The sequence below is a fragment of the Gemmata algarum genome (assembly GCF_034097035.1).
Taxonomy (GTDB): Bacteria; Planctomycetota; Planctomycetia; order Gemmatales; family Gemmataceae; genus Gemmata; species Gemmata algarum.
This window is the reverse complement of the sequence record NZ_JAXBLV010000233.1, coordinates 54,638-72,420: the sequence shown is the minus strand read 5'-3', so window position 1 is coordinate 72,420 and position 17,783 is coordinate 54,638. Positions and strand designations below refer to the sequence as shown.

17 protein-coding genes are annotated in these 17,783 nt (G+C 67.0%); 8 read left to right on the top strand and 9 right to left on the bottom strand.

The annotated features are described in order from the left end of the window. Positions 1-113: 113 nt before the first annotated feature. From R5W23_RS29110 to R5W23_RS29100, 3 genes are all read left to right on the top strand, one after another. On the top strand, positions 114-1,232 hold the full coding sequence (locus tag R5W23_RS29110; protein ID WP_320689416.1) for a DUF1559 domain-containing protein: 1,119 nt from the start codon (positions 114-116) through the stop codon (positions 1,230-1,232). Between the two features lie 21 nt (positions 1,233-1,253). Further along, positions 1,254-1,421 (top strand): hypothetical protein, encoded by a 168-nt coding sequence (locus tag R5W23_RS29105; RefSeq protein ID WP_320689415.1) that lies wholly within the window; start codon positions 1,254-1,256, stop codon positions 1,419-1,421. A gap of 74 nt (positions 1,422-1,495) precedes the next feature. After that, the gene (locus R5W23_RS29100) at positions 1,496-2,119 is read left to right on the top strand and encodes a phosphomevalonate kinase ERG8 (RefSeq protein ID WP_320689413.1); all 624 of its coding nucleotides are present in this window, start codon (positions 1,496-1,498) and stop codon (positions 2,117-2,119) included. Positions 2,120-2,166: 47 nt separating this feature from the next. Here R5W23_RS29100 and R5W23_RS29095 read toward each other — a convergent pair whose 3' ends face one another. From R5W23_RS29095 to R5W23_RS29060, 8 genes are all read right to left on the bottom strand, one after another. Next, positions 2,167-3,630 (bottom strand): RtcB family protein, encoded by a 1,464-nt coding sequence (locus R5W23_RS29095; protein ID WP_320689412.1) that lies wholly within the window; start codon positions 3,628-3,630, stop codon positions 2,167-2,169. A 46-nt stretch (positions 3,631-3,676) separates the two neighbouring features. Beyond that, positions 3,677-4,087 (bottom strand): archease, encoded by a 411-nt coding sequence (locus R5W23_RS29090; RefSeq protein WP_320689411.1) that lies wholly within the window; start codon positions 4,085-4,087, stop codon positions 3,677-3,679. A 41-nt stretch (positions 4,088-4,128) separates the two neighbouring features. Continuing rightward, complete coding sequence (locus R5W23_RS29085; RefSeq protein WP_320689410.1) at positions 4,129-5,136, bottom strand: TIGR02996 domain-containing protein; 1,008 nt, start codon at positions 5,134-5,136, stop codon at positions 4,129-4,131. An 18-nt stretch (positions 5,137-5,154) separates the two neighbouring features. Then, positions 5,155-6,048, bottom strand: coding sequence for a TIGR02996 domain-containing protein (locus tag R5W23_RS29080; protein WP_320689409.1), 894 nt, complete (start codon positions 6,046-6,048; stop codon positions 5,155-5,157). Positions 6,049-6,066: 18 nt separating this feature from the next. Continuing rightward, positions 6,067-7,083: a 3-oxoacyl-ACP synthase III family protein gene (locus tag R5W23_RS29075; protein ID WP_320689408.1), complete on the bottom strand. Its 1,017-nt coding sequence runs from the start codon at positions 7,081-7,083 to the stop codon at positions 6,067-6,069. A 98-nt stretch (positions 7,084-7,181) separates the two neighbouring features. Next, positions 7,182-8,591 carry a hypothetical protein gene (locus tag R5W23_RS29070; RefSeq protein WP_320689407.1) on the bottom strand — a complete coding sequence of 470 codons (1,410 nt, stop codon included), beginning with the start codon at positions 8,589-8,591 and terminating at the stop codon, positions 7,182-7,184. A 179-nt stretch (positions 8,592-8,770) separates the two neighbouring features. Continuing rightward, on the bottom strand, positions 8,771-9,199 hold the full coding sequence (locus R5W23_RS29065; protein WP_320689406.1) for a hypothetical protein: 429 nt from the start codon (positions 9,197-9,199) through the stop codon (positions 8,771-8,773). Next, complete coding sequence (locus R5W23_RS29060) at positions 9,192-10,142, bottom strand: DUF1559 domain-containing protein (RefSeq protein ID WP_320689405.1); 951 nt, start codon at positions 10,140-10,142, stop codon at positions 9,192-9,194. The genes R5W23_RS29065 and R5W23_RS29060 overlap by 8 nt, the downstream gene beginning before the upstream one ends. Positions 10,143-10,740: 598 nt before the next feature. Between R5W23_RS29060 and R5W23_RS29055 the strand changes: the two genes are divergently transcribed. Beyond that, entirely contained in the window at positions 10,741-13,023 is a 2,283-nt protein-coding gene (locus R5W23_RS29055; RefSeq protein ID WP_320689404.1) for a PSD1 and planctomycete cytochrome C domain-containing protein, read from the top strand. 14 nt (positions 13,024-13,037) lie between these two features. Next, positions 13,038-14,519, top strand: coding sequence for a DUF1501 domain-containing protein (locus R5W23_RS29050; RefSeq protein ID WP_320689403.1), 1,482 nt, complete (start codon positions 13,038-13,040; stop codon positions 14,517-14,519). 99 nt (positions 14,520-14,618) lie between these two features. Here R5W23_RS29050 and rplU read toward each other — a convergent pair whose 3' ends face one another. Further along, complete coding sequence (gene rplU / locus R5W23_RS29045; protein WP_261190191.1) at positions 14,619-14,999, bottom strand: 50S ribosomal protein L21; 381 nt, start codon at positions 14,997-14,999, stop codon at positions 14,619-14,621. A gap of 181 nt (positions 15,000-15,180) precedes the next feature. On the opposite strand from rplU, the gene R5W23_RS29040 reads away from it, so the two are divergent. The 3 genes from R5W23_RS29040 (at position 15,181) to nadD (ending at position 17,534) form a co-directional block, all read left to right on the top strand. Then, positions 15,181-15,711, top strand: coding sequence for a hypothetical protein (locus R5W23_RS29040; protein WP_261190192.1), 531 nt, complete (start codon positions 15,181-15,183; stop codon positions 15,709-15,711). A gap of 42 nt (positions 15,712-15,753) precedes the next feature. Then, the gene (locus tag R5W23_RS29035) at positions 15,754-16,782 is read left to right on the top strand and encodes a galactose-1-phosphate uridylyltransferase (protein ID WP_320689402.1); all 1,029 of its coding nucleotides are present in this window, start codon (positions 15,754-15,756) and stop codon (positions 16,780-16,782) included. Between the two features lie 140 nt (positions 16,783-16,922). Continuing rightward, complete coding sequence (gene nadD / locus R5W23_RS29030) at positions 16,923-17,534, top strand: nicotinate-nucleotide adenylyltransferase (protein ID WP_261190194.1); 612 nt, start codon at positions 16,923-16,925, stop codon at positions 17,532-17,534. Positions 17,535-17,783: the final 249 nt, after the last annotated feature.

Sequence of the window (17,783 nt, the reverse complement as noted above, 5' to 3'; positions counted from 1 at the left end):
TGAATTAGCATCTATGGGGCTGGCGGATTTCTGTGGCTCAGGCAAAATTTCAATCGGACGACTCGCACCCCGTCCGCTTTGTCCTTGTCGCCCCCTCACGGAGTTCCAGATTCATGGACCCCCGGCGCCGTTTCGTTTCCCGGTTCGGATTCACCCTGATTGAACTGTTAGTGGTGATCGCGATCATCGCGATTCTCATCGGGCTGCTACTGCCGGCCGTTCAGAAGGTCCGCGAGGCCGCGGCCCGGATGCAGTGCAGCAACAACCTCAAGCAGATCGGCCTCGCGTTCATGAACTTCGAGGGGGCCAACCAGTACTTCCCGCAAGGGCCGTACGACAGCGACCCGCGGATCGAGTCCCCCCTGTCTAAGTACGACGAGCAGCCCCCGGCCTACGGCGGCACCCCGTGCTGCAACGCCAGCCACCCGGACGGCTGGAACCAGTTCTTCCGCATCCTGCCGTACATCGAGCAGGACAACGTGTACAAGCTGGCCGATTTCGGCACCGCTCCGCCGAACTCGATCAACTCGACCCAGGTCGGGCAGAGCCTGGTCAAGACGTACTACTGCCCGAGCCGGCGGTCGCCCGCCCTGTACATCGGCGGCGGCACCGGCGGGCAGACCGGTTCCACGGGCACCGGGCGCCTCGACTACGCCGGGTGCGCCGGGATCTTCCAGGGCTCTCGGGTCGAGTGGTCGGGCAGTGCGCCCACGAACGACCTGTGGCTCGGCATCCCGCCGGCGCCGACCGGGTTCGGGGCCGAGGCCGACGAGCGCGCGACCCCGAACCTGGGCAACACCTCCGGCCGCAAGGGGTACATCGTGAACTCGGCCCGCGGCGCCAAGCGGCGGCTCGCGGACGTGACCGACGGCACGTCGAACAGCATCATGGTGGCAGAGAAGACGATCGCCGTCGGCCGCGAGGGGGCCGAGGGCGGGGACAACGAGCCCTGGCACAACAGCGGTTGGGACGAGGACAACATCCGCTGGCACTTCGCCCCGTCGCACGACAGCGACGTGGCCAAGAGCCCGCCGTGCTTCCCGCCGGGCACCTCGGGGTGCTCGGGCAGTAGCATCTGGCGGCGCAACTTCGGCTCGCGCCACACCGGCGGCATGAACGCCGTGTTCGGCGACGGGTCGGTCAAGTTCATCCGCTTCGGCGTCGACCCCGAAACGTTCATGCGGGCGTGCGCAATCGACGACGGCGGCACGTTCAACCCGGACAACCTGTAACCCAACCCGGAGAGGTTCATCGTGCGCGTGATGCTCGTGCTGGTTCTCGCGGCCGGCGGCTTGGCCGGCTGCGGCTCCCCTTCCGGCCCGGCCGGGAAGCCGACCGAAGAGGCCATCAAGGCCGATAAGGCCGCTCAGGAAAAGGTCGAGCAAGAGGAGCGAGGGAAGCCCATCAAGGGCAAGAGGTAATGTGACCGTCACACCGGCCGGGGCCATGTGCCCCGGCCGGCTAATTTCCCGGCTTCATTCCCGGAGGTCTGCCGATGCGGGCGCCTGCGTTCCTGTCCTCGTTGTCCGTATTTTTCGCTCTTGTAGCGTGTTCGGGCTGCGGCTCGCCTCCGGCCCCCGCGCCGGCCGCACCGCCGGCGCCGGCCGCACCCGAGCCGGCGGGCGAACGGGTGGAGAATCCCAAGTACACCGCGTGGTCGCGGGTCCCGCCCGGAACGGTGGCGACCTACGCCGAAGTCACAGACGCCGCCGGCACCGTCACCCGCCGGATGAGCACACTGCGTCTGGCCGAGCGGACTGACACGTTCGCGGTGGTCGAGGCCGAAGACTGGGCGCCGGCGGCGGACGGGGGCAAAACCGACGCCCAGTCCCAATCGCTCAAACAGCTCCGCTGGATGGGCAAGCCGACCGGCGCCGCCGCAAAGGACCTGCAGCGGCCGGCCGGGACGTACGCGGACGGCACGGAAACCCTTACCGTCGCGGGCAAGAAGTACGACACCCGGTGGTACAAGTACAAGGGGCACGTCGAGGCCGGGGAAACCGACACCCAGGTGTGGTACTCGGACGAGGTGCCCGGCGGACTCGTCCGGTCGGTGCATCGCATTCCGTCGCTGAAAAAAGTGATAACGAACGAGCTAACCGGTATCAAAACGAACTGACCCGCCCGACGTTCCAGTCGCCGGCGTGCCACTCGCGCGCCGGCGCATCACCCCTTGATGACGCCGAGCGGGCGCATCCGGACGACCCGGCGTGACAGGTCGGCCTCGTGGACCGCTTCGACCACGTCGTCCACGTTCTTGTAGGCCTTGGGCTGCTCCTCCGCGAGCCCGTTGCGGCTCGAAGCCATGGCGATCACCCCCTTGTGCTCCAGCTCGCGCTCGATCTTGCGCCCGACGCCGTCCTTGAGAGCCGCCGTGCGGCTCATCGCGCGGCCCGCGCCGTGGCAGGTGGTGCCGAAGGTCTTGTCCATCGCCCCCTGCGACCCCACCAGCACCCACGAGGCGCGACCCATATCGCCCGGGATGATGACCGGCTGTCCCACAGCGCGGAACGCGTCCGGCACCTCGGGGTGACCGGCCGGGAACGCCCGAGTCGCGCCCTTCCGGTGGACCCAGACCTTTTTCCGCTTCCCCTCGACGGTGTGCTCCTCAAACTTGGCGATGTTGTGCGCCACGTCGTAGAGCTGCTCCATCCCCAGGTCTTCCCACGAGCGACCGAACACCTGCGCGAACACCTCGCGCGCTTGGTTCATCAGCAGTTGCCGGTTGCAGAACCCGTAGTTCGCGGCGGCGCGCATCTGGGCGATGTACTTGCGGCCCTCGGGCGAATCGGCCGGGGCGCACGCGAGCTGCCGGTCCGGCAGCTCGAACCCGTACTTCTGCGGGCAGTTGCGGAACGTCGCGAGGGCGTCATCACAGACCTGATAGCCCAAACCGCGGCTCCCGGAGTGGATCATCACGCAGATCTGGTTCAGCTCGAGCCCGAACGCTTTCGCGACCTCGGCATCGAACACGCTATCGACCACTTGCACTTCGAGGAAGTGGTTGCCGCTGCCCAGCGTGCCGCACTGCTCGGCGCCGCGCTTCACCGCGTGGTCGCTGACCTGGTGCGGGTCGCCGCCGTCGATCAGCCCGTTCGCTTCGGTGTGGTCGAGGTCGCGCGACACGCCCAGCCCGCGAGCGATGACGAACTTCGGCCCCTCGCCCATCAGGCGCCGCGTCTCGGAGGTGTCGAACTTGTACTTCCCTGTGCGCCCCGCGCCGGACGGGATGGTGTAGAACAGCGCTTTCACCAGCTCCTTGATGTGGTGCTTCACGTCGTCCAGGAACAGGTTCGTCTTTATTAATCTGACGCCGCAGTTAATGTCGTATCCGACTCCGCCGGGGGAGATCACGCCGCCCTCGTCGGGGTCGGTGGCGCAGACGCCGCCGATGCAGAACCCGTACCCCCAGTGGATGTCCGGCATCGCGATGCTCGCGACCTGGATGCCGGGCAGGGTGGCGACGTTCGCGACCTGGTTCGCCGCCTGGTCCTTGCGGATGGATTCGAGCAACTTGTCGGTCGCGTAGATGTGCCCGGGCACGCGCATACCGGGCTTGTAGCTCTTCGGGATGCGGTGGCAGCAGCACCCGATGTTCTCGAGCGGCCCGGTGTAACCTTCCTTCGCCATAAACAGTTCTCAGTAAACGGTGATCGGCGTCCCGCGGGCGTTCGCCTCAAATATCGACGATGACTTCCGCGAGCCACCCGCCGGCGTGTTCGGCGACCTTCAGTTCGTGGTAGGTGATGGCTTTCACTTCGTGCGCCAGCGTGTGGCGCTCCGGGTTGTACGGTTCGCCCGTTGCGGTCGCGGTGAGGCCGTCCGCGGTGACGGTCACGTCGAAGGCAGCGAACAGCATGTGATCTGTCTCGAACCGCAGGAGCAACTCTTTGAGCCAGTCGAACAGCAGGAACTCGCGGTCCGATCCCGAGAGTTCGAGTTGCACGTTTTGCGCCGGTCGAACGCCGTCGGGCTCTTCCACCATTGCGGAAAGTAAGCATTTGGCCATCTCCGCGAAAAGCAGCGGCAGAGTGGGGGCAGTAGCCCTTAACCCGAGATCGGCGGTGTGTTCGAACAGCTCGTGCATCGGCGGTTCCACTGACACGGACGGCCGGGCCGGGGTTCGGTTCAATCGATGCTTGGCGCGGGTTGAAGGTCCAAGGTGAGCCTCGGATCGACTGAGCCCAATCGAATGGTAACGCCGATCACGTATCGCGTGCGCGCGACGAGAAAAGAGAACGAACCAGTTGTTCCGCCGTAGGCGGCTATTCGGTCTGCGAAGGTTTCCGCTAGCGACATTTGTGCCTCCCGTGCGACTACCTCGGCGATGGCTGGCCAAAAGCGTGCCGGGAGTGGGTCGTGGTAACTCCATCTCTCCCCGGTTTGATACGCGATGGCGACATGGTGCCCCTCGGGAAAGACACGCACCTGCGTGGCTCCCATCCGCAACCCCTGCACAATGATCGACTCTATGAACGCGGGGTCCGGTCCTGCTACGGTGTGCAGAGGCAATGCATAGAATCCGCCCGCGATGTCAGTAAAAGAAACGAAGAGTGGCTGTGAGTCGAAATAGTCGATATTGCATCCACCGAAACCGGAATTGAGCGCCGAGACGATTTTGTTTTGTTTGGCCCGCACAAGGACGACATTGCGATTCAAGATAAACGAGAGTTTGTGGGCCGTATCGACGTGATGCGGTGCTGCATTCGCACAAAACAACGTCTCTTTTACCGCCGCGAGAGGGATAGTGAGGTTCTCTCGCGCGACTGATTCGGGTACCTGTTGCAGCACATCAGTCGGAACAGCGAAATTGTCGAGACGGACGGTGACGTTCGCCGCCGGAATGAGTTGCAGAATTGATTCCGGATCACGAGCAAATATCAGCGCCGCGAGCGTCAACTTTGCGCGCACCTTTGTGGCGGACCCGTCAGCTTGACGGAGAAGTCGCTGTTGCTCGTCGCTGTCGGGGGCGTGGCGGTCGGCTTCTTCGCGCAGGCGGATGTATTGCGCCCAGGCTGCATTAGAAGGCATACCGGTCTCGTCGAGCCAGTCGGCGAACGCGAGCCGTGTGGTGGCGTTCGTGGGGTGCCGCAGGTGCTCCCGGACAAACGCGTCGGCGTCGGGGTGCTTTCGCATCAGGTGCCCGGGTTGGACTCAATACTCGTCGTCTTCCTCAAAGTCATCTTCATCACAACCGTAACCGAACCGCTCCGCAAGTGCGCGGCCGAACTCGCGTGGGCGGAAGTCGTTCCCGGCGAGATCGACTTCGAGCATCCGCGGCAGTGTCTCCGAGTCGAGCAGCACGCGAATGTCGTCGTCGGTAAGCCGGTTGTACCGGAGGCTCAGCCTTTTGAGCGTGGCGAACCGCGGCGCGGACGCGAGCAAACGAATCGTGCGCTGGCGCGCGAACTGAACAGCTCGATCGAGAGCGAGCGATTCCAGAGCGAACGGCGCCGGGGAGTTCAAAATGGATTTAACGAAGGCGGGGTTGATCGCGGCCCCAGGGAACGAGATTTCGCGCAGACCGCTCAGGTACGGAGAGGCGATCAATTGCTGGAAGCCGCCCGCGCCGATGGCGTGATTGCGCGCTTCGAGTTTCGCCACCGCACGCAGCAGCGGGCTTGCGACCAACTCGGACAGGTATTTCAACCACGCGACCAAATCATCCGCATCGCTGGCCGAGAGGAACATCCTGAACGCCACCGGTTCGGCCGCGAGGGCGCGGCCCGCAACGGCGAGATATTTGGTCGAAACGACCTCCACATCGGTGAGGAACCCGCGGACGTATTCCCCTTCGGTTTCGCTGATCCCGATCGCTCTGCGCCAGCCGCCGCCCATCGCGGCTCCGTGAACACCCGCAATTCGTGCGTCAGGGTCGTTCCGCTCGCGCACCGCGTCGGACGCCTTTGCCGGCTCGATCTGCACCCGAATAAACTCGGCCCGCTCCGGTTCGCCGCGCTCTTCGAGCCAGTCGGCAAACACCAGCCGGGCCGTGTCGTCGTTGGGGTTGTTGAGAATGGCGTCGATGAACGCGGTGCGATCGGACACGGGCGATGTCCCCATCTGCTACCACCGGATGACCGCGGTGCCCCACGCCAGCCCCGCGCCGAACCCGCTCATCACCACGAGGTCGCCGTCCTTGAGCCGGCCATCGGCGGCGGCCTCGTCGAGCGCGATGGGGATGCTCCCCGCGGACGTGTTCCCGTACCGCTCGAGGTTGTTGTACACCTTGTTCCGCGGGATGTTGAGCGAGTCGATGGCCGCGTTGATGATCCGGATGTTCGCCTGGTGAACCACGAACAGGCCGACGTCCTCGACCGTCAGGTTCGCGGCGGTGAGCACCTCGCGGATCGTGTCGCACAGGATGTTGACGGCCCACTTGAACACCGCGTAGCCGTCCATGTACATGAAGTGCTTCCCCTCGGCGAGCAACTCCGGCGTCACCGGGGTGCGGCTCCCGCACGCGACCCGCTGCAGCAGCGGCCCGCCGGAGCCTTCCGAGCCCATGCTGTACGCGATCACCCCCTGGTCCGGGCGCCCGGGCTCGACGAACACCGCGCCGGCGCCGTCGCCGAACAGCGGGTACGTCTTGATGTCGGTCGGGTTCAGCACCCGGCTGTTCGTGTCCCCGCCGATCACCAGCGCACGGTCCGAACAGCCCGACTTCACGTAGGCGCTCGCGGTGAGCAGCGCGTACATGAACCCCGCGCACGCGGCTTCCACCTCGATCGCCGGGCCGATCAGTCCGATCCGGTCCTGGACGAGGCACGCGGTGGAGGGGAACGACATGTCCGGGGTGAACGTGCCGAGCACCAGCAGGTCGCAGTCCCGGGCGGTGCGGCCGGTCTTGGCGAACAGGTCGTTGGCGGCCTCGACGCACAGGTCGGAAGTCGCCTGGGCCGGCGCCGCGTGCCGGCGCTCCAGGATGCCGGTGCGCTTCACGATCCAGTCGGAGTCGAACCCGAGTTTCGCGTGCAGGTGCTCGTTGCTGACCACCATGTCGGGCACGTACTTCCCGGTGCCGACAACCCGGATGCCCATGAGGGACCGGCACTTCGGGCGGGTTGTGACTCTCTCGCTCATTGCTTCGCAGTCCGCACTGGTCCGGCCGGGCCGGGCGCCCGGGACGGGAACGGAAATTGTATTGGGCGCCGGGTGGGCGTTCAGTTGTCGCCCGGCGGTCAACTGTTCTGGGCGCCGGACGCAAGGAACTTGAGCAGCCCGGTGAGGGCGCTCCCGGTCACGTCGATGCGCAGGTTGCCGTCCGCGGGCGACAGGTGGAACGCCCCGATCAGCATTTTGACACGGAACGTGTCCTCGAAGTGCCGGGTGTTGGTTTCGACAAACTGGAGCCCGCACAGGAACTGCACCGCGAACCCGACCGCCGGGCGGTACTTGGCTTCGCGCGTCAGGTCGCCGGTGACCCGCGTGAGGTGGTACGCGCACGCGAGACTCTGGACGCACCGGCCGGTGTCCGCGGTCGCGGCCGGGGCGTCGCCGGCGCGGCCCTCCACCACGGAGCGGAACCCGCCGGCGTACTGTGGCGTGCGCGGGTCGTTCGGGCTGATTTGTAAGTCGCACAGCCAGTCGTTCATCTCGAACGCGGCGGCGGCGGCCTCGGCCAGTTTCGTTTGCAGGTACAGCTCGACGGCCGCGGGCGAGACGGTGACCGCGAGCGCCGGATGCGGCCTCGCGCGGAACACGGCCCGGTAGTGCGCGACGCCGCTCTTGACCGCGTCCTTCTTCCACTCCGCCAGGCGGGCACGGCCGCTGGCCGCCAGCGCCTGAAGGGCCAGCCCGGGGTACTCGTTTACCCCCGCGGGGTCCACCTTGAGCGGGTCGTCGGCCGGGCCGTCGGTGTAGTGGACCGAGCCGTCGGGCTTCAACCGGGTGCGAAGGAACGTGCAGAGTTGCTCCGCCGCGGTGAGGAGCGGCTCGCTCGGGTTCGGTAGCTCGTACACCGTCAGCGCGACCAGCGCCGCGAACCCCACGCGGTTGCACACGAGCGACATCTGCACCGGCACGCGGCAGTTGGGGTCGTTCGAGTCCGGTTTGGTGAACGCCAGCAGCCGCAGCGCCGCCTGGTTCGCGAGTGCGGCGTGCTGCTTGTCGCCGCTGAACTTCGCCGCTTGGGCCAGCGCCAGCGCCGCCTGCGCCTGGCGCAGGTCGTGGTCGCCGGGCATCGGCTGGCGCAGGGCCGGCAGGTAGCCGTGCAGGAACTGCCCGTTGGCCTCGTTCATCTTGGCGAGCCAGGCCGCGCCCAGCAGCACCCCGCGGACGGCGTCCTGGGTGTTTTGCGGGTAGGCGTTGAGCGGCAGGAGCTTCGAGAGTGCCGTTTCGGCCGCGGCCTGTTGAACGGGTTGGGCGCCCGGCGCGCCGGCGATCGGGAGCGGCTTGGGCGGGATCGGTAGGGTCGTTTCGCCCGGCGCGCCGGGAGGCACAACCGGCGGCGCGACAGCCGGGGCCGGCTGCGTTGCGGGCGCCGCGGGGGGGGCGGGCGGCGCTACCGGGAACGGGGCCGGGGGCTGGGCCGCGACGACCACGACGACGAGTAGAACGATGACCCCGGACGCCAACAGTACCCGTCTCATTGTGTCGCCCCTCCGTGAGCTTCGAGCTGATCGGCGGGCACTGTAAACAATGCCGCTCCGGTCACGCAATGCGAACGTGCGCGCGCTTCGCGAAGGGGCTTTGGTGGTCGGTGGCACGTGGGGGAAATGAAAACGTTGCCGGGGCACGAGCCCCCGGCAACGTGGTTCGGAAGAGCGGGCTACTTCTTGCTGCTCTTCAGGTTGAAATCGACGTTCTCGTTCACCCCGGGCTTGAGGGTGACCTTGAGCGTACTGGTCGTGTTGTAATCGGCCGGGATCAGTTCCTTCAGAACATCCACCTTCGGGCTGTCCGGGGTGTCGTACATGGCGCGCTTGCCGACCACTTTGGACGCGTTGATGGTGACGGTCATCTCCCCGGTGGACGTTTCGAGCTGGTACTTCCCGTTCTCGATCCCGCCGCCGGCCGTCTGCCCGGCGCCACCGGCCGGGTAGAACTGGATGATCCCGTTCTCGACCGGCGCCCCGTCAAACGTCACTGTGCCGGACACCTGCGCCTTCGGCGGGCCGCCGCACCCGGCCATGAAGGCGAGGGCGACCACGGCCCCCAAAGCTGCGCCGCCGCGCACCGCTCGTCGGAAGTTATTCACTGATGATGTCTCCGTGGGTGGCGGTTCCCATCGCCTTCCAGGCGGTCGCGTTCACCGAGTTCGAGTAGAACCCGACCGAGCCGTCACAGCGTGCGGCGTTCACCCCGCCGGTGTGCTTGCTGCGGGCCGACATCAGGTTGTCACCCGCTTGCACGCACGGCATCGTCTGATCCGGGTTCGCGGCCACGCTCGGCCAGCACACGTTCGAATTGCGGTCGATGCCCGCGTTCGGGGTGTTGAGCGTCATGAACCAGTGGGAGTTGCCGTCGTTCATCACGTCGCCGCGCCCGTCGGCCGCGTTGTCCTGGGCCGGGATGCGGGTCTCGGACAGCATCAGCGTGTTCGAGGTCCCGTCGGTGATCGCGACCAGGGTCCGGCGGTAGGGGACGTACCCACCGAACCCGCCGCTCGAGTTCCAGCCGAACGGTCCGTCGGCCGGGTCTACGCCAGTACCTTCGGCGAACAGGTAGTTACCACCGTAGTTGGCCACGTAGTTACCCCGCACCCGGTAGTAAACGTCATACGTCCACATCGCGTTGGGCCGGTCGCTCGGGCAGTAGTAGAGCTTCTGAGGTTGTGCGACCAAACCGGTGGTAGAGCTCGTGACGGCGTTCGGGGACTGGTAGAACCCGAGGGTCCGGTTGTACTGGTTGGCCAGCGCCGTTTGCTCGATGTACGGCCACAGTTCCACGTAAAAGGTCCGCCGCGGTGTCCGCTGGCCGGCGTACGGCAGCGTGCTGTTGGCGTCGTGGTAGTTGTGCATCGCCAACCCCCACTGCTTGAGGTTGTTCTGGCAGGACATGCGCGCGGCCGCTTCGCGCACCTTCTGGACAGCGGGCAGCAGCAGCCCGATCAGGATCGCGATGATCGCGATCACCACCAGCAACTCGATCAGCGTGAACCCCGACTTTTTGGGTCGGCAGTCGGTCCGGGAGAGACGCATAAGATCCCTGTGAAAACGTGGAAAGGGAATAAAACCTGATCAAGCAATAATCTCCGCAACCGGACGGCTGGTTGCGGTGAAACGCTTGTTACAGGCGGGCGCGAATAGGAGAGCGGACGGCTAAGCCAAGCCAGCGAGTTCAGGACTCTCCCAGGGCGAGATGACAGAGCGAGCTGAGGCGAGTAAGCAGCTCGTTTCACTGAGGAACGCGAAACCGGTCCGGTAACAACGTGCTCAGCGAGTTTGGTGGGCTGTGAAAGATGATAACATGGCACGAATTTAGACTCAATAAAAAACTTGAAAACACAGGTCATGTGGGACAAGAATCCGAAGTGAGGCTCTCATAAATCGAGTGAATCTAAAGCGTAATGATTGAGAGCATTTTTTGCGCCGAATTTTGCATTCTGGTGAAAGTCACTTCTAATTGAGCTTGCGCCTAACCCACCCCAAGCCATCTGTCCGCCACAACCGCCGTTCCAGAACTCGTCTTCCCTGACCGTCCCAACTTTGCTAAACGGGCGCCACAATCCCCGGTCCGAAGCGGGGACGAACGACCGCACCCGGCCGCATCGGTCGGGATCGAGGGGCGAGGGCTCACATGAGGTTGCTCCCGAGACGCCGGTACCTCGTACTCGCGCTACTCGTCCTGTTGGTGGGGGGCGTGGCGCTAATCGCCGCCCCGCACAAGAAAGCCCGAAAGAAGAAGAGACCGGCGCCGGCGAAGGTTGACTACGCGCAGCAGATTAAGCCCATCCTGGAAGCGCACTGCTACTCGTGCCACGGGCCGACCCAGCTCAAGGGCGGGCTCCGGCTCGACCGGGCCGCGGAACTTCGTGCCGGTGCGATCGTTCCGGGGAACTCGGCAAAGAGCCCGCTCGTGGCCGTGCTGACCGGGGCCGACGATCTGCCTCAGATGCCGCCCGACGGCGAGCCACTCGGCGCCGAGCAAATCGCGCTCATTAAGAAGTGGATAGACGAGGGCGCGGAAGTGCCCGACGAACCTGATCCGACTCCGTCGCACGGTCCGGACCATTGGGCGTTCCGAGCGCCGGTTGCCCCGCCAGCCCCCGGTACGAACTCGGCCGGTAACCCGATCGACGCCTTCCTCACCGCCGGGCGCGAGCGGCGGGGGCTGGCGCCAAACCCGCCCGCACCGGCCGCCGTGCTTCTGCGCCGCGTGTTCATTGACCTGATCGGCCTGCCGCCGACCCGCGAGGAACTGGCCGCGTTCCTCACCGACACCGCCGACGGGGCGTACGAGCGGGTGGTCGATCGGCTCCTCGCGGACCGGCGGTACGGCGAGCGGTGGGCGCGGCACTGGATGGACGTGTGGCGTTACTCCGAGGCCGACGGGCGCAAGGCGAAGGCCGACATCTGGTGGGGCAACGCGCACGTCTGGCGGTGGCGCGACTGGATCGTGGACGCGCTCAACGGAGACAAGGGCTACGACCGCATGGTGCTGGAGATGCTGGCCGGCGACGAGGTCGCCCCGGACGATCCCAAGACCACCGCGGCAACGGGGTTCCTGGTCCGCAACTGGTTCAAACTGGACCGCGACATCTGGCTGACCAACACGGTCGATCATACCGCCAAGGCGTTCCTCGGGCTGTCGATGGGCTGCGCGCGGTGCCACGACCACAAGTTCGACCCGGTCAGTCAGAAAGAGTACTACCAGTTCCGGGCGTTCTTCGAGCCGCACGACGTGCGAACCGATCCAGTGCCTGGCGAGACCGGCCCGGCGGCCCACGTCGCCCGCGCCTTCGACGCCAAACCGGACGAGCCCACCTGGCTGTTCGTGCGCGGCGACCCAAAGGTTCCGGACAAGTCGGCCCGCATCACTCCGGGCGCCCCGGCGGTGCTCGGGACCGTCACGGTCGCCCCACCGGCCGACGGGGCGAAGAGCACCGGGCGCCGGCTGGCACTGGCCCGGTGGATCGGGGACCGGGCCAACCCGCTCACCGCTCGCGTCGCGGTGAACCACATCTGGATGCGGCACTTCGGCCGCCCGCTGGTGGACAACGTGGCCGACTTCGGCACCCGCACCCCCGCGCCGGTTCAGCAACCGCTGCTCGACTGGCTGGCCGTTGACTTCATGGAACAGGGGTGGAGCACCAAGCGCCTGCACCGGCTCATCGTGACGTCGGCCGCGTACCGCATGAGTTCATCGACGAAGGGCGCGCCGGCCGGGAACGTGAGCGCCGACCCGGACAACGCCTTCTACTGGCGGGCGAACCACCGGCGGATGGAGGCCGAGGTGGTGCGTGACTCGCTCCTGTGGCTGGCCGGCGCGCTGGAACCGACTGCCGGCGGCCCGCCGGTAGACTCGGCCCGCGGCGCCGAGACCGGGCGCCGCAGCCTGTACTACCGGTCCTCGCGCGAGGACAAAATGGAACTGCTGACGGCGTTCGACGCGCCGAGTGTGGAAGAGTGTTACCGGCGCGAGCAGAGCATCGTTCCCCAACAAGCGCTGGCGCTGGAAAACAGCGCGTTCGCGTGGGACCAGGCGCGCCGGATCGCCCGGCGGCTGGAGGGCGCCGCGCCGGCGCCGGCCGCGTTCGTGACCGCCGCGTTCGAGCACGTCCTCGGACGCTCACCCACGGCCGCGGAGGCTTCGGCCTGTGAAGCGTTCTTGACCCGTCAGAAGGCGCTCCTGGCCGATCCGGGCCGGCTGACGCCGCTCCCGCTCCCGCCCGAACACCCGGCGCCGCTCGATCCCGAAGCGGCCAAGCAACTCGCCGAGCGGGTGCCGGGTTTACCACTGGTGCTGGGCGAGGCTAAACCGTTGCCCGCGGTCGCGCCCGCCTGCGATCCGGTTGCGCAGGCCCGGGAGTACCTGGTCCACGCGCTGCTGAACCACAACGATTTCATCACCGTGCGCTGAGCAAGGAGGCCCATATGCTGCTGCCACACCGCCCGATCGGGCGCAGACGGTTCCTCGCGGACCTCGGCATGGGGTTCACCGGCGCGGTCCTGGGTGCCATGCTGTTCGAGGACGGCGTCGCCAAGTCCATACCGGGCGCGACCGCACCGGTCGCCAAGGCCAAGAACGTGATCTGGCTGTTCATGCTCGGCGGGGCCAGCCACCTGGAGACCTTCGACCCGAAGCCCGCGCTGACCAAGTTCGCGGACAAGACGATCGCCGAGACCCCGTTCGAGCGGACCGTTCGCGACCCGAAGATCACCCGGAACTTCCGCACGTTCGCAGGTGCCGCCCGGCTGGGCACCAAGATCCTGCGCCCCCAGGTCGGGTTCTCGAAGCGGGGCAAGTGCGGCACCGACGTGTCCGACTGGCTGCCGCACATGGGGGACTGCGCGGACGACCTGGCGGTGGTGCGGTCGCTGTGGACCACCGACTTCAGTCACGCCGCGCAGGCGCTGGCCCACACCGGCCGGATCATCATCGACGGCCGGGAGCCGTGCCTCGGCTCGTGGGCGCACTACGGGCTGGGCACGCTCGACCGCAACCTGCCGAAGTTCGTCGTGATGGGGCGGCCGCCGAGCGACTTCGGCGGGGGCTCCGGGGCGCACCAGGCGAGCTACCTGGGGCCGGAGCACGATGGCGTGCCCGTCGAGGTGGAGCCGGACCGGGCGGTGCCGTACCCGCCGCGCGGCCGGGGTCTGACGCGCGAGGCCCAGCGGGCCGAGTTCGAACTGGTCGGCGAGCTGAACAACCTCGCCGGGGTCGAATACCCCGACGATCCGGCGCTGCGCGCCCGCATCAAGTCCTACGAACTCGCGTTCCGGATGCAGTCGGCGTTCCCGGACATCGTGGCGCTGGCCGACGAAACCCGGGAGACGAAGACGCTGTACGGCCTGGACGACCCGGTCACCGCGCCGTTCGGCCGCCAGTGCCTGGTCGCCCGGCGGCTGGTCGAACGCGGGGTGCGGTTCGTGCAGATCTATCACGGCGGGGCGGCCGACGACGACAACGGGTTGTGGGACTCGCACCAGGAGTTGCGGAAGAACACCGCGGCGCGGTGCCGTGAGGTGGACCGGCCGGTGGGGGCGCTGATCAAGGACCTGAAGCGGCGCGGGATGCTGGACAGCACGCTGGTGGTGTGGGCCACCGAGTTCGGGCGGACGCCGAACGTCGAACCGCGCCCGGACGGGGAGGCCGACCGCGAGGAGCTGCGCGGCCGGGACCACCACATTTACGGGTTCTCGTCGTGGCTCGCCGGCGGCGGGATCAAGGGCGGCGTGGTCCACGGCGCCACCGACGAACTCGGGTTCCACGCGGTGGAGGACCGGCACTTCATCGCCGACGTTCACGCGACCGTTCTGCGGCAGCTCGGCCTCGATCCGGAGCGGTTGGAGATCCCGGGCCGCCGTCGGCTGGACCTGGAGCGGGGTAAACCGATCACCGAAATCATCGCGTGACTCGTTCGCTCGCTGTGGAAACGAAACGACCGAACGCCGGCCCCAAAGGGCCGGCGTTCGGTCGTTACACGCGCTCGTGGTAGTATTCGGTGCGTGTACTCAGCTCGCGGCCGGTGCCGGGGCGGCTTCGGACCGCGCGGGCTTCGGCTCTTCGGCCGGCGTGGCCTCGCCGGCGTTCAGGATGTGGGTGATCTTCACCTTCACGTGCGGCTGCGTGTGCCCCTTCAGCCGGCGGGACGCCTTGCGGCGACGGAGCCGCTGGGTCAGGGTCTTCACGCGCGGGAAGTCGATCACTTCCGCCAGCACGCGGGCGCCCTCGACCAGCGGGCGGCCGATGACGGTGTCGGCTCCGGTCGAGAGGAGCAGCACCTTCGGCAGCTCGAGCCGCTGGCCGAGTTGGGCCTCGCGGAAGTCGATCTTGACCGTCGAACCCGGCTCAACGCGGTACTGCCGCGAGCCGTCTTCAAAGATTGCGTACATCTCAACTCACCTGAATCGTAATTCTCAGCGCATGTGCTGAAGAACTTCAGGATACGGACCGGTGCCCACACCGGCCACCTGCCCGACGGCATAAACTACGCTCGACACGATCCGGAAAGTTGTTATAGCCCGCCGGTTCGGCGGCTTCGGGGGAAGCCCGCCGGTTCGGAGGGGGGCACTGATGACGCGGTGCGGTTCGCTGCTGCTGGTCGCGGCACTCTCGGCGGCGGGCGGGTGCGCCTCGTCCGCGAAGTACATCGAGCGGAAGCCGGATTCGGGTGTGGTCGCGGTGCCCGACGACTCGGACGCCTGGCCGAATCACAACATGCGCGAGGCCCGCCGGCTGATCGAGCAGCACGTCGGGCCGAACTACGAGATCATCGACCAGCGCACCGTGAAGACCGGGCGCCAGACGCGCAGCTCGCTGCCCGACACCAACGAGACGTTGAACCCGCGGCGCCCGGGCTCGCCGGGCTACCAGTCCTCCACGCACGCGACCTCAATGCCCGAGGCGACCGAGTTCCGAATCACCTACCGGCGGAAGGACGGGGCGGCGGTCGGCGACGCCGGCACCGGGGCGCCCGCGGTGGTGCCGGCCGGCGGCGCGGCGCAACCGCGCCCGCAACCCGCCGGGGCTGTCCCGGGCGCGATGTCCTCGCCGTTCAACCGCCCGACGGTTACGCCGGTGGGCGGTGCCGCGTGCGACACCTGACGGTTCAAATGACCGAGCGCGGTCGCGCTCTACGCTATGAACATGAAGGATGATCCCCAACTGCGCCGCGCCCCGGTCACCGGGCGGTGGGTGCTGATCGCCCCGCAGCGCGCCCAGCGGCCCATCAACCTGCCCGGGCACGCACCGACGCACCGCACCAACGGCGAGCGGCACCCGTGCCCGTTCTGCCCGGGGCAGGAGGCCGACACCCCGAACGAGGTGTACGCGGTGCGCGACGCCGGGACCGCGCCCGACGGCCCCGGCTGGCACCTCCGCATTGTGCCGAACATGTACCCGGCCGTTCGCCCCGATGTGGATGCGCAAGCGCCCGCCACGGCAGACCTGTTCGTGACCGCGCCGGCGTTCGGCACCGCCGAGGTGCTCATCGACTGCGCGCAGCACTACGACGACCCCACGCAGCTCAGTGACAAGCAGTTCGCCGACGTGTTCCGGGCGTACCGCGCGCGGATGACGGCACTGGCGGCCGACCCGCGCCTCGCACACGTGTCGGTGTTCAAAAACGTGGGCGCGGAGGCGGGGGCGTCGCTCGGCCACTTGCACTCGCAGATGATCGCCACGCCCGTGGTGCCCGAGCTGATGCGCACCGAGCTGGACGGCGCCGAAGGTCATTACGCGCGCACCGGCCGGTGCGTGTTCTGCACCCTGGTGCGCGACGAATTGGCCGACGGATCGCGGGTCGTGGCCCGGTCGGAGCGGTTCGTGATCGTAACCGCATTTGCACCGCGGTTCGCGTATGAAATGTGCTTCCTACCGGTCGCGCACGAGTCCCGGTACGAGGCGCTCACCGACGCAGGGGCAGACGAACTCGCCGCCCTCCTGAAGCGGGCGCTGGTTGCACTCGACCGCGTTCAGAACGCGCCGGCGTACAACTGGTTCCTGCACACGTCGCCCTTACGCACCGGCGAACTACCGCACTACCACTGGCACCTCGAAGTGCTCCCGCGGACCGCCCGCCCGGCCGGTCTGGAATGGGGCTTCGGGTGCCACATCACGACCGTCGCACCGGAACAGGCCGCGGCCGAGTTACGGGACGCGCTGCCAAAGTCATAAGAAGAGTAATGGCCGCAAAGAAACACAACAGGCCCCCAAAAAGCCAAGGAATCGAGGGCGAGCGCGTTTGCGTCGCTCGCCTTCTTCTGAGCCTGTTGTGCTTCTTTGCGGCCATTACTCCTGTTCTTGATGGCCTGCATATGCGCATCGGTATTTTCGGCGGCACGTTCGATCCGGTTCACATGGGCCACCTGATTCTGGCCGAGCAGTGCCGCGCGCAGGCCGGGCTGGATCAGGTGTGGTTCGTCCCGAGCTACGCGCCGCCGCACAAGGCGAAGGACATCACGCGGTTCGAGCAGCGCTGCGAGATGATCGAACTGGCGACCGCCGGGCACCCGGCGTTTCAGGTGAACCGGATCGAGAAGGAACTCCCGCCGCCGAGCTTTACGGCCAACACGCTCGCGGAACTGCACGCGCGCCACCCCGGGAACGAGTTCTTCCTGCTGATGGGATCGGACTGCCTCCCGGACCTGCCCGGCTGGTACGAGCCGCGTCAGGTTGTGGAGCGGGCCGGGTTGGTCGTGGTGCCGCGCCCCGGCGTGATGCTCTGGACGGCAGCTAGGCTCGCGCACGCAATGGGTTTGCCCGAATCGACGGTGCGGTTACAGTTCGTGGCGTGTCCGATGATCGAGATCGCGAGCCGCGAATTGCGCCGCGCGATCACAGACGGGATGAGCATCCGCTACTTGGTTCCGCGGGCGGTGGAGGAATACGTTCGCGAGCGCAAGCTCTACACTGCGGCGACTCCGTGACGAAGGACGAGCGGCTCCGAATTCCTTATGGATCGGAACCAACGGCCAGTTGAATTCCGATGTTGATGAGAAACTTGAATCACTTGCAGAGCTGAGTGGGCCGATGGGTCTTGTCCGGGCTCAATCGCTCCGCTCACTTGGACGAGCACCGATCGGATGGTCGCCGGCTCTGGCACTCAACTCACACACGATTCGGCTGGCTACGTCTGATTCTTCTGGCACCGATCTTCCTACCTGGACTGAACTCGG

Bases quoted from the DNA above. Each gene is read 5' to 3' on its own strand.
- R5W23_RS29110 (WP_320689416.1), top strand. From the start codon at position 114: ATGGACCCCCGGCGCCGTTTCGTTTCCCGGTTCGGATTCACCCTGATT.
- R5W23_RS29100 (WP_320689413.1), top strand. From the start codon at position 1,496: ATGCGGGCGCCTGCGTTCCTGTCCTCGTTGTCCGTATTTTTCGCTCTT.
- R5W23_RS29095 (WP_320689412.1), bottom strand. From the start codon at position 3,630: ATGGCGAAGGAAGGTTACACCGGGCCGCTCGAGAACATCGGGTGCTGC.
- R5W23_RS29090 (WP_320689411.1), bottom strand. From the start codon at position 4,087: ATGCACGAGCTGTTCGAACACACCGCCGATCTCGGGTTAAGGGCTACT.
- R5W23_RS29085 (WP_320689410.1), bottom strand. From the start codon at position 5,136: ATGCGAAAGCACCCCGACGCCGACGCGTTTGTCCGGGAGCACCTGCGG.
- R5W23_RS29075 (WP_320689408.1), bottom strand. From the start codon at position 7,083: ATGAGCGAGAGAGTCACAACCCGCCCGAAGTGCCGGTCCCTCATGGGC.
- R5W23_RS29070 (WP_320689407.1), bottom strand. From the start codon at position 8,591: ATGAGACGGGTACTGTTGGCGTCCGGGGTCATCGTTCTACTCGTCGTC.
- R5W23_RS29060 (WP_320689405.1), bottom strand. From the start codon at position 10,142: ATGCGTCTCTCCCGGACCGACTGCCGACCCAAAAAGTCGGGGTTCACG.
- R5W23_RS29055 (WP_320689404.1), top strand. From the start codon at position 10,741: ATGAGGTTGCTCCCGAGACGCCGGTACCTCGTACTCGCGCTACTCGTC.
- R5W23_RS29050 (WP_320689403.1), top strand. From the start codon at position 13,038: ATGCTGCTGCCACACCGCCCGATCGGGCGCAGACGGTTCCTCGCGGAC.
- rplU (WP_261190191.1), bottom strand. From the start codon at position 14,999: ATGTACGCAATCTTTGAAGACGGCTCGCGGCAGTACCGCGTTGAGCCG.
- R5W23_RS29040 (WP_261190192.1), top strand. From the start codon at position 15,181: ATGACGCGGTGCGGTTCGCTGCTGCTGGTCGCGGCACTCTCGGCGGCG.
- R5W23_RS29035 (WP_320689402.1), top strand. From the start codon at position 15,754: ATGAAGGATGATCCCCAACTGCGCCGCGCCCCGGTCACCGGGCGGTGG.
- nadD (WP_261190194.1), top strand. From the start codon at position 16,923: ATGCGCATCGGTATTTTCGGCGGCACGTTCGATCCGGTTCACATGGGC.